We start from the raw sequence: 9,067 nt of genomic DNA, 5'->3' as shown, positions 1-9,067 counted from the left end.
CGTGCGTCATGCATCTGTCGGTCCGGGGGTGCTTGTATCCTCGTCCGCGGTGGCTAAAATAGAGGAAGATTGGAAAACTCCAAGGGGCGGGGTTGGGCCGGTGCGGCCTGACCCCTCCTTTATGCTTACCGAGGTGGCGATGTCCTGGACTGACGAGCGCGTTGAAATTCTCAAGACCATGTGGGGCGAAGGAAAGAGCGCCAGTCAGATCGCCAAGGAACTGGGCGGCGTGACCCGCAACGCGGTGATCGGCAAGGTCCACCGGCTGGGCCTGTCGAACCGCAATGGCGGCGGCGGCAGTACCGCGGCCAAGGCGGCCGAGCCGGCCAAGAAGGACAGCGCACAGGCCGCGGCGAAACCGGCGAAGGCGGCGGAGAAGCCGCGGCCCGCCCCGGAGCCTGCCAACACCCCCAAGACCGACGCCGCGCGCCCGGCCGAAGCGGCCCCCGCCGCGGCCAGCGCGCCGGAGCCCACGCCCCTGCGCCGCACCATCGTGCCCGCGGGCCAGCCCCTGCCGCCGCAACCCTCGGCCAACGAGATCAGCCCCGAGGCGCTGGCCTCGGTGCGCGAGGTGGAAAAGAAGGCCAAGAAGCTGAGCCTGATGGAGCTGACCGAGCGGACCTGCAAATGGCCCATCGGCGATCCGGCCACGGAAGAATTCTGGTTCTGCGGCCTGCCGGTGCAGGCGGGCAAGCCCTACTGCGAGGCCCATGTGGGCGTGGCGTTCCAACCCATGTCCTCGCGCCGCGACCGGCGGCGCTAACCGAGCACTGCAAACGGCGCTCGGGCCCTGATACGCCCGCCCTGCGTGAGGCCGCGCCCCCTTGTAGATGACAGGGGACGTGGCGGATGGCCGTTTAGATAGCTGCCCCGACACCGCGCCATCGCCGCATCTGGACCTGCCGACACCCCACGAAAAAGGCGCCCCGAAAGGCGCCTTCAAGTCCCGCTGGAGTGCCAGCTCAGGCCGACTTGCGACGGCGTGACATCACGCCCAGCCCCCCCAGGCCGGCGAAGAGCAGCAAGGCAGACGCCGGAAGCGGCACGGCCGAGATGCTCAGGTTATCAATAGCACCCGACTGGTTACCGAAGTCGAACTGGACCGACGAGATGTTGAAGAAGCTGGTGGTGACACTGGCGAACTGGTTGTCCTTGGCCACGCTGACCGTGACCGTGCCTCCCGCGCTGTCGGTGACCGTCAGGGTGACATCATCCAACGCATCGAAGCCAAGCAGGTTCACCGCCGAGTCGAAAGCGAAGGTGATCTTGCCGCCCGCGCGCTCATCATCGGGGTCGGAGGTGTCGCCATCCTCGGAGATGATAAGCACATTGCCCGGCGACAACTGCGCCCCGGTCGCCGGATTGGTGAACGGTGCGGCCAGGTCGGAGTCCCCCCCGGTCGGATTGTCGGTGTCGAACACCATGGCGATATCGTTGCTGCCATTGCTGTCCACGGTGATGCTGTAGCCCACGCCATCGACGGACAGACCACCAAGGCCCGACAGGATATCGCCGGCGTTGAAACCTTCGAAATCGATGACGGCGGCCTGAGCGCCGGAGGTGGCCAGAACCGCGCCGAGAGCGGCAGTCGCAAGAAATCTCATAAAATCGTCTCCACTGGTTAAGTGCCCGGGCCTTACCCGATGGCGGGCATTCAATGCAAACTCTTCGTGTCATAAAAAAGGAGGCAAAATCAGACATATTCAGAATGACCTTACGTCAAGAAAGATGCGTCCGGGCGGACCAGCGGTTTGCTCCGACGCCCTTTTGGGACGATGCGGTCACGTAATCTGCCTCGTGGTGGGCATCCGTGCCATGGATCGAGAAGCGGAAACCGTCCGAGGCTGAAAGCCCAACACGCTGCCGCTCCCGCGTGACCTGCAAAATCAGTTCGTCACGGCCCCCCTTCCCGCGAAACACACATGGCGTTATAGGCTGGGCATGACCCAGAATCCGCCTGACCTGCGCCCGGATATTGCGCCCGGCATCAAGATCGACCCGGCCGCGCGACCGGGGCAGCCGAGGATCGGGATGGTCTCTTTGGGCTGTCCCAAGGCGTTGGTGGACAGCGAGCGGATCCTGACGCGGCTGCGGGCCGAGGGCTATGCGATCAGCCCGGACTACGCGGGCGCGGAGGCGGTGATCGTGAACACCTGCGGGTTTCTCGACAGTGCCAAGGCCGAGAGCCTTGAGGCGATTGGCGAGGCCCTGTCCGAGAACGGGCGAGTGATCGTCACGGGCTGTCTGGGCGCGGAGCCGGAGTATATCACCGGGCATCATCCCAGCGTGCTCGCCGTGACCGGCCCGCACCAGTACGAGCAGGTGCTCGACGCGGTGCATGCCGCCGTGCCCCCCAGCCCGGATCCGTTTGTCGATCTGCTGCCGGCCTCGGGGGTCAGCCTGACGCCGCGGCACTACAGTTACCTCAAGATTTCAGAGGGTTGCAACCACAAGTGCAAGTTTTGCATCATCCCGGACATGCGCGGGCGTCTGGCCAGTCGCCCGGCCCATGCGGTGGTGCGCGAGGCCGAGAAGCTGGTCGAGGCGGGGGTGCGGGAGCTGTTGGTGATCAGCCAGGATACCTCGGCCTACGGGGTCGATATCCGCCATGCCGAGGATCGCGGGCACCGGGCGCATATCACCGATCTGGCCCGCGATCTCGGGGGGCTCGGGGCTTGGGTGCGGCTGCATTATGTCTATCCCTACCCCCATGTGCGAGACCTGATCCCGCTGATGGCCGAGGGGCTGGTGCTGCCCTATCTCGATATCCCGTTCCAGCACGCGCACCCCGACACGTTACGGCGCATGGCGCGGCCTGCGGCGGCGGAGAAGACGCTGGACCGGATCGCGGAATGGCGCGGGATCTGCCCGGAGATCACCCTGCGCTCGACCTTCATCGTGGGCTATCCCGGCGAGACGGAGGCGGAGTTCCAGACCCTGCTGGACTGGATGGACGAAGCACAGCTCGACCGGGTGGGGTGTTTTCAGTACGAGAACGTGGCGGGCGCGCGGTCCAATGCCCTGCCCGACCATGTGACGCCGGAGGTCAAGCAGGACCGCTGGGAGCGGTTCATGGAGAAGGCGCAGGCGATCTCGGCGGCGAAACTCGCGGCGAAGGTGGGCAGCCGGATCGAGGTGATCGTGGACGAGGTGGACGCGGAGGCCGCGACCTGCCGGACCAAGGCCGACGCGCCGGAGATCGACGGCAACCTGTTCATCGATGCGGGGTTTGAGGGACTGGCACCCGGCGATATCGTGACCGTGGACGTGGACGAGGCGTCGGATTATGACCTTTGGGGGACGCGCGTCTGATCCCGACCGTGCCGCGCGCGGCGCTGGCGGGATGTGCGTGTTTTGGGAACACTGAAACTGCGACGGAGTGCACCGTGACAGAAGCCCTGGACCCCGAGACCCCCTTGCACCTGAGCGTGACCTGCCCGGATGTGGAGACAGCCAAGCTGCTGGGGCGGCGGGCCTTGTCGGCGCGGCTGGTGGCCTGTGCCAATGTGCTGCCGGGGGTGTCGAGCCTGTATTGGTGGCAGGGCACGCTGTGCGAGGATGCGGAGGTGCTTCTGAGTTTCAAGACGCTGGAGCGGCATCGGACCGCCCTCGCGGCCCTGATCGCGCAGGGGCATCCGTATGAATTGCCGGCGATCACCTGGGTCCCGGTGGCGATGTCCGACGACCTGGCCGCCTGGATCACGGCGGAGACCGAGGGCTGAGGGTCAGCCGCGCGGCACCGTGAAGAGCTGGTAGCCGTCGATCACGGAAATCGGCTGGGCGCCCATCTCGGCGGCGAAGGTGGCGGCTTGGGCGGAGCCTTCGGGGCAGCCCACGAGATCGGCGGTGTGATCGAGGAAATCGACCGTGGCGGCGGTCTCGCCCACGCGGCGGCAGGGATCGTCGGTCGCGCGGTAGCCGCCGAGCAGCATCAGCGCACCGGTGCCCGGGCTGGAGGTCGCGACCGGCGGGGTTTCGCCACGGGGCGCCGACCCCATCCCGTCGCATCCCGCAAGCACGGCACAGCCAAGTGCGAGGGGCCAGATCTTCGTGCGTTTCATAAGCTTGGTCTCCAAAGCCACGCGCGGATCCTAGGCGACATCGGCCTCGGTTTCCACAGCCAAAGCCTCCTTCAGGCGGGCCATGCGTGTGCGGTTGAGACAGGGCACCGGCGGGGCGTCCGCGTTCTGGTCAGCGGTGTCCAGCCAGTGTTCGCATCCGTCCGCCCAGGCACAACCGCGGCAGCACTGGACCATGCTGGCCCAGTCGTCTTGCCTCAGCAGACCGGCCTCCACGGCCTTGGCCAGATCGAGGCCCGCGGTCTTGGCCATGCGTTGGACGAGCCAGAAATGCGCGTTGGCCTTGCCCAGTCTCTTCGGGCAGGCACTGTCTTGTGTGGACTGCGCGCGGGGTGCAGCGCGTGTCATGGCAATCTCCCGTATCAGGGGCGGGCCCCCATGTGGCCCAGCGGCGCGCGCGCTCAGCGCAGGTTTGCGAGGGTGTCGCGGTTGACGCAATAGGACGGCGCGGCCTCCAGCTGCTCCATGCTGTCGAGCAGTCGGGTGCAGGCTTCGGGGTTGGCGCAGTTGGTGCAGCGCAGCACCAGATCCGGGATCAGTTCCGGCGAAATCTCGCCGCGGAACGCGCTTTCTTCCAGGTCCACGCCGAGCCGGTCGGACATCCGGTCCACCAGGGCTGCGTGTTTTCGAACGACGGTTTGGTTCAGCATAGGCGATCTCCCTCACATGGGAGACAGTCTGGGCGGCGCGGGGCCGCGGGGCCTTGAGGCAGATCAAACCGGCGCGCCGGGTGGCGCACAAAGCGCTCAAAGCGTGGCGGCGACCTGCCTTACGGTTTCAAAACGTGCCGCATTCGGGGGATGACTGCCCAGGAATTGATCACCGGGATCGGGCAGGCGCGAGAAGAACAGCGCCCCGCGCAGGGGGTCGAATCCCGCGCGGGCGGCGATGACCGTGCCCAGCGCGTCCGCCTCCAGCTCGTTTTCCTTGCTGTAGGTCCGCGCCCCGACAAGGGCACCGGCCTGAAGCGCTTGTTCCACCGTGGCCTGCCGGACCGCGTCGCTGGCCCCCGAAGTGGCGAGGGAGGCGAGCGTGCCGAAAACGACCGCGCCAAGGCCCGCGTTGCGCTGGGTCTGGACCAGGTGGCCGGCGATATGGTGGGCCGCCTCGTGTCCCATGACGAAGGCCAGCTCGTCCTGGTTGCGCGCCTCGGCGATCATGGCGACGGTGAACACGATCAGCGGGCGCCCTTCGGCATCGAGGGTGTGAAAGGCGTTCACAGGCTGGCCCGGCCGGGTATCCACCTGGATCAGGAAGTCGCAATCCAGCCCGCGGGTGCGCGCGCGGCATTCGGATTCCGCCACGGGCTCCACCCGCCGGACCACCGCATCGAAATTGCGCACCGCCTGATCGGAGGACAGTCGCGCGACCGGTTCGGGCGCCGACGGGACGGGGCGGCTTGCCTGTTGCGGCGCGGGCGCGACGCTGCACCCCGCCAGGGCGGCGGCCAGAGCGCCTGCGAGGGCCACGCGGGCGAGGGAGACGTATTGCAACACCATGCCCGGGATGTAGGCCGCCGCCGGTGAAAACGCCAGTGGCGCGATCCCGCGGGACGGCCCGATTCGGCAGATTTGCGCCCGCCCGCGACGCAATGGCTCCCTTGGCGCACAGCCGGGCGGACCTAGGTCATTCGCCATGAGCACAGAGCACACACCCCCATCCGACACCGAGACAGCGGTTCTCTACAATGCCGCCTGCCCGGTCTGCCGGTTCGAGATCGACCATTATGCCGACTATGCCGGGCGAGAGGCGCTGCCGATCCGGTTCGAGGACCTCAATGCCACGGACATGGACCGCTGGGGCCTGACCCGCGACGAGGCCGCGAGACGGCTCTATGTCCTGAAGGCCGGCGTGTTGCTCAGCGGCATTCCAGCCTTCGTGGCGCTCTGGCGCGAGATGCCGAAGTACCGCTGGCTGGCGCGGATCGTGGCACTCCCCGGGATCCATTGTTTCGCATCCGTCACCTATGACCGGGTGATCGCGCCAATTTTGTACCACTGGCAGCGCCGTCGTTATGCAGGTGCAGAAAAATCTGGAAAACATGCCCCGACACGTTAACATTTCGGCATGTTTACCATCGAGCATGACTTCGATTCGACCGTCGTGACCCTTGTGGATGAGGGCGAAGCCCCTCTCCAAGAGGACGTGATCGTGCATGCCTTCGAGGAATGCGTGACCGTGGAGCAGTACGATCCGCGCACGGATCAGACCGTGCGGATCACCCTCTCCATCGCGCAACTCAACGACCTCGGGGCGGCGCTGGACCTGCCCGAAGGGGTGTACCGCTTGCGCAAGCCGGTGGAACCGGCCCGCTCCGCCTGAGCCCCTTGGACTGACAGGCTGGCGCGCGAGGCCCTGCGCCCCGCCCATTGACAGGCGCGCAGGTGCCGGGCGATGGGGGCATGGCCTGAGCCCCGGAGCCGCCATGCGCCTTGCCCTTCACGCCGTCCTGGTGCTGTTTTTCCTCAACGGAGCCTTGTTCGGCAGCTGGGCCGCGCGGATCCCGGCCTTCAAGGCGCGCTTCGCGCTGGATGCGGACGCGTTGGGCCTCGTGCTGTTGTGTCTGGCGGCGGGCGCGATAGCCGGTTTTCCGCTCGCCGGCCGGGTGATCGACCGCCAGGGGCCCGCCGGGCTGAGCAAGCTCTTGGCACTTCTTTATCTTTTTTCCCTGCCGCTGGTCGCGATGGCGCCCAATGTCTGGCTGCTGGCGCTGGCGCTGGCGGCCTTTGGGGTCTGCTTCGGCGGGATGGACGTGGCGATGAACGCCTGGGGCGCGGAGGTGGAGACCGCCCATGGCCGCCCGATCCTGCCGCAGCTCCATGCACTGTTCAGCCTTGGCGCGGGTCTTGGCGCAGGGGCCGGTGCGGGCGCGGTGGCCGCGGGGCTCGACCCGCTGGCCCATTTCGCCTGGGTTTCCGGGGCGCTGGCGCTGGCGGGCTTGCCGGTGATCCTGCGTCCGGGCGCCCGGACGGCGACACCGCCCGCCCGTCCCGCGGGTCCCGCCGCCAAGGGCGCCCTGCTGCCCAAGGGCGCGTTGCTGCCGGTCGGGCTGGTCGCCGGGGCGACGGGGCTGAGCGAGGGGGCCATCGCCGATTGGAGCGCGGTGTATCTGAGCATTGTCACCGAAGCCCCGCCGCAGATCGCGGCGTTGGGGTTTGCCGCCTTTTCGGTGACCATGGTGGTCGTGCGGCTGAGCGGCGGCTGGCTGGTCACCCGGCTGGGCGTGGTGCGCGCGGTGAGGATCTCGGGCCTGTGCCTGGCCATCGGGGCGGGTTTGGCGGTGCTCGGCGCCTCGGCGGCAAGCGTGCTGGCCGGGTTTGCGATCCTGGGCTGCGGGGCGGCGCTGCTGATGCCGCTGGCCTTTGCGCGGGCGGCACGCGACGACAAGGTGGCGCCCGGCGCGGGGATCGCGCAGGTGGCTCTGCTGGCTTATGGCGGGGTGTTATTGGGCCCGCCGCTGATCGGGTTTGTCGCTGCGCGCGCCGGGTACCCGGCGAGCTTTGCCCTGCTCGCGGCACTCGGGTTGATGGTGATGGTGTTGGCGCGGGCCTTGCAGCCCCCCCTTGAAGCCCGCGGCGAAAACCCCGAGGTATCGGGGCAGTGATATGATCCCGGCCCGCGCGGTCGCCCCCGAGAGAGACGCAGAGCCCATGACGACCGCCCCCGCCCCGCTGCCCGCCCTGACCCCCCGCACCGATGTGCTCGATTTCCTGCTGACGCGCCGGTCGCGCCCGGCCAAGACCCTGACCGCACCCTATCCGGACCGCGCGGTGCTGGAGACCCTGCTGACCGCGGCGGCCCGCACGCCGGACCACGGCAAGCTGGAGCCGTGGCGGTTCGTGGTGCTGCAGGGCGCGGCCCTGACCCGTCTGGCGGTGCTGACCGAGGCACGAGGCGTGGCCCTGGGCCAGGAGCCCGAGAAGATCGCCAAGGCCCGGGCCAGTTTCGACACCGCGGGCTGCGTGGTCGCGGTGATCGCCGCGCCCAAGGCGTCGGAGAAGATCCCCCGATATGAGCAGGACCTGTCGGCGGGCGCGGTGTGCCTGGCGCTGGTCAATGCAGCGCTTGCGGCGGGCTGGGGGGCGAACTGGCTGACGGGCTACGTGGCCCATGACCCGGTGTTCGGCGCCGAAGCGCTGGGGCTGGAGTCGGAGGAACGGGTCGCAGGGTTCATCCATCTCGGCACCGAGGGCGCGGTGCCCCCGGAGCGGCCCCGTCCGGATGTGGCGGCCCTGACACGCTGGGTGTCGGAATGATCGTCACGATCTATACCCGCGCGCTCGGCCAGCTGAGCGATCCGGCGTTTCGTCGGGTCCTGCTGATCGGGATCGGGGCGACGGTGGCCCTGCTGGTGGCGATCGCCTGGGTGTTCGTGACCCTGCTGGGCTGGCTGGTGCCCGATGCGCTGACACTGCCCTTTGTCGGCGAGATTACCTGGCTGGACGATCTGGCCTCGGGCCTCGGCATCCTGAGCATGCTGGGGCTGTCGGTGTTCCTGATGGTGCCGGTGGCCTCGGCCTTCACGTCGCTGTTTCTGGAGGACATCGCCGATGCGGTGGAGGCACGCCATTATCCCGGCCTGCCACCCGCGCCGAAGGTCAGCTTCGCCGACGGGCTGCGCGATACGTTCGGGTTTCTCGGGGTGCTGGTGGTCGCCAACCTCGCGGCACTGGTGCTGTATCTGTTCTTCGTCCCGCTCGCGCCGCTGATCTTCTGGGGGCTCAACGGGTTCCTTCTGGGCCGGGAATACTTCCAGGTCACCGCCATGCGCAGACTGGGCCGTCAGGGGGCCGCGCAGATGCGCAAGCGCCATATCGGCAAGATTTGGCTCGCCGGGGTGCCGATGGCGATGGTGCTGTCCTTGCCCCTGGTGAACCTGGTGATCCCGGTTGTGGGGGCCGCGGCCTTCACCCACCTCTATCACACGCTCGCGGGGTCGGAGCGGGGCAAGGATTTTACTTAAAATCCTTGCACCCGGCGGGGCCCGG

The 9,067-nt window shown here is 67.9% G+C and carries 13 protein-coding genes; 8 read left to right on the top strand and 5 right to left on the bottom strand.

All coding sequences use genetic code 11. The features are described from left to right. Nucleotides 1-139: 139 nt before the first annotated feature. Nucleotides 140-763 (top strand): GcrA family cell cycle regulator, encoded by a 624-nt coding sequence (locus PVW48_RS13085; protein WP_012179277.1) that lies wholly within the window; start codon nt 140-142, stop codon nt 761-763. 199 nt (nt 764-962) lie between these two features. Here PVW48_RS13085 and PVW48_RS13080 read toward each other — a convergent pair whose 3' ends face one another. Next, nucleotides 963-1,604 carry a VPLPA-CTERM sorting domain-containing protein gene (locus PVW48_RS13080; protein ID WP_012179278.1) on the bottom strand — a complete coding sequence of 214 codons (642 nt, stop codon included), beginning with the start codon at nt 1,602-1,604 and terminating at the stop codon, nt 963-965. A 337-nt stretch (nt 1,605-1,941) separates the two neighbouring features. Here PVW48_RS13080 and rimO point away from each other — a divergent pair, with 337 nt between their 5' ends. Together rimO and cutA are read left to right on the top strand one after the other, a co-directional pair. Beyond that, entirely contained in the window at nt 1,942-3,312 is a 1,371-nt protein-coding gene (rimO, locus tag PVW48_RS13075; RefSeq protein ID WP_274581656.1) for a 30S ribosomal protein S12 methylthiotransferase RimO, read from the top strand. A 74-nt stretch (nt 3,313-3,386) separates the two neighbouring features. Then, nucleotides 3,387-3,722 carry a divalent-cation tolerance protein CutA gene (gene cutA, locus PVW48_RS13070; protein ID WP_274581655.1) on the top strand — a complete coding sequence of 112 codons (336 nt, stop codon included), beginning with the start codon at nt 3,387-3,389 and terminating at the stop codon, nt 3,720-3,722. A 3-nt stretch (nt 3,723-3,725) separates the two neighbouring features. Here the strand turns inward: cutA and PVW48_RS13065 are convergent, their stop codons facing one another. From PVW48_RS13065 to PVW48_RS13050, 4 genes are all read right to left on the bottom strand, one after another. Further along, entirely contained in the window at nt 3,726-4,061 is a 336-nt protein-coding gene (locus PVW48_RS13065) for a hypothetical protein (RefSeq protein ID WP_274581654.1), read from the bottom strand. A 30-nt stretch (nt 4,062-4,091) separates the two neighbouring features. Then, entirely contained in the window at nt 4,092-4,427 is a 336-nt protein-coding gene (locus PVW48_RS13060) for a DUF6455 family protein (RefSeq protein WP_012179282.1), read from the bottom strand. A gap of 53 nt (nt 4,428-4,480) precedes the next feature. Further along, nucleotides 4,481-4,729 (bottom strand): DUF6455 family protein, encoded by a 249-nt coding sequence (locus PVW48_RS13055; protein WP_012179283.1) that lies wholly within the window; start codon nt 4,727-4,729, stop codon nt 4,481-4,483. Between the two features lie 96 nt (nt 4,730-4,825). Beyond that, nucleotides 4,826-5,578, bottom strand: coding sequence for a M48 family metallopeptidase (locus PVW48_RS13050; RefSeq protein WP_012179284.1), 753 nt, complete (start codon nt 5,576-5,578; stop codon nt 4,826-4,828). 136 nt (nt 5,579-5,714) lie between these two features. Between PVW48_RS13050 and PVW48_RS13045 the strand changes: the two genes are divergently transcribed. The 5 genes from PVW48_RS13045 (at nt 5,715) to PVW48_RS13025 (ending at nt 9,042) form a co-directional block, all read left to right on the top strand. Beyond that, on the top strand, nt 5,715-6,137 hold the full coding sequence (locus tag PVW48_RS13045; RefSeq protein WP_012179285.1) for a thiol-disulfide oxidoreductase DCC family protein: 423 nt from the start codon (nt 5,715-5,717) through the stop codon (nt 6,135-6,137). 9 nt (nt 6,138-6,146) lie between these two features. Beyond that, the gene (locus PVW48_RS13040; protein ID WP_012179286.1) at nt 6,147-6,401 is read left to right on the top strand and encodes a hypothetical protein; all 255 of its coding nucleotides are present in this window, start codon (nt 6,147-6,149) and stop codon (nt 6,399-6,401) included. A gap of 103 nt (nt 6,402-6,504) precedes the next feature. After that, nucleotides 6,505-7,683 (top strand): MFS transporter, encoded by a 1,179-nt coding sequence (locus PVW48_RS13035; RefSeq protein ID WP_274581653.1) that lies wholly within the window; start codon nt 6,505-6,507, stop codon nt 7,681-7,683. A gap of 46 nt (nt 7,684-7,729) precedes the next feature. Then, nucleotides 7,730-8,335, top strand: a complete 606-nt coding sequence (locus PVW48_RS13030; protein ID WP_274581652.1) for a nitroreductase family protein — start codon at nt 7,730-7,732, stop codon at nt 8,333-8,335. Further along, nucleotides 8,332-9,042, top strand: a complete 711-nt coding sequence (locus tag PVW48_RS13025) for an EI24 domain-containing protein (RefSeq protein ID WP_274581651.1) — start codon at nt 8,332-8,334, stop codon at nt 9,040-9,042. The genes PVW48_RS13030 and PVW48_RS13025 overlap by 4 nt, the downstream gene beginning before the upstream one ends. Nucleotides 9,043-9,067: the final 25 nt, after the last annotated feature.

Origin of the sequence: Dinoroseobacter sp. PD6 (genome assembly GCF_028807315.1) — a bacterium.
GTDB lineage: Bacteria > Pseudomonadota > Alphaproteobacteria > Rhodobacterales > Rhodobacteraceae > Dinoroseobacter > Dinoroseobacter shibae.
This window is presented reverse-complemented; position numbering and strand designations above follow the sequence as displayed.

Coding starts and splice junctions, on each gene's coding strand:
- PVW48_RS13030 (WP_274581652.1), top strand. CDS start 7,730: ATGACGACCGCCCCCGCCCCGCTGCCCGCCCTGACCCCCCGCACCGAT.
- PVW48_RS13065 (WP_274581654.1), bottom strand. CDS start 4,061: ATGAAACGCACGAAGATCTGGCCCCTCGCACTTGGCTGTGCCGTGCTT.
- PVW48_RS13025 (WP_274581651.1), top strand. CDS start 8,332: ATGATCGTCACGATCTATACCCGCGCGCTCGGCCAGCTGAGCGATCCG.
- PVW48_RS13055 (WP_012179283.1), bottom strand. CDS start 4,729: ATGCTGAACCAAACCGTCGTTCGAAAACACGCAGCCCTGGTGGACCGG.
- PVW48_RS13050 (WP_012179284.1), bottom strand. CDS start 5,578: ATGGTGTTGCAATACGTCTCCCTCGCCCGCGTGGCCCTCGCAGGCGCT.
- PVW48_RS13085 (WP_012179277.1), top strand. CDS start 140: ATGTCCTGGACTGACGAGCGCGTTGAAATTCTCAAGACCATGTGGGGC.
- PVW48_RS13040 (WP_012179286.1), top strand. CDS start 6,147: ATGTTTACCATCGAGCATGACTTCGATTCGACCGTCGTGACCCTTGTG.
- rimO (WP_274581656.1), top strand. CDS start 1,942: ATGACCCAGAATCCGCCTGACCTGCGCCCGGATATTGCGCCCGGCATC.
- PVW48_RS13045 (WP_012179285.1), top strand. CDS start 5,715: ATGAGCACAGAGCACACACCCCCATCCGACACCGAGACAGCGGTTCTC.
- PVW48_RS13035 (WP_274581653.1), top strand. CDS start 6,505: ATGCGCCTTGCCCTTCACGCCGTCCTGGTGCTGTTTTTCCTCAACGGA.
- PVW48_RS13080 (WP_012179278.1), bottom strand. CDS start 1,604: ATGAGATTTCTTGCGACTGCCGCTCTCGGCGCGGTTCTGGCCACCTCC.
- PVW48_RS13060 (WP_012179282.1), bottom strand. CDS start 4,427: ATGACACGCGCTGCACCCCGCGCGCAGTCCACACAAGACAGTGCCTGC.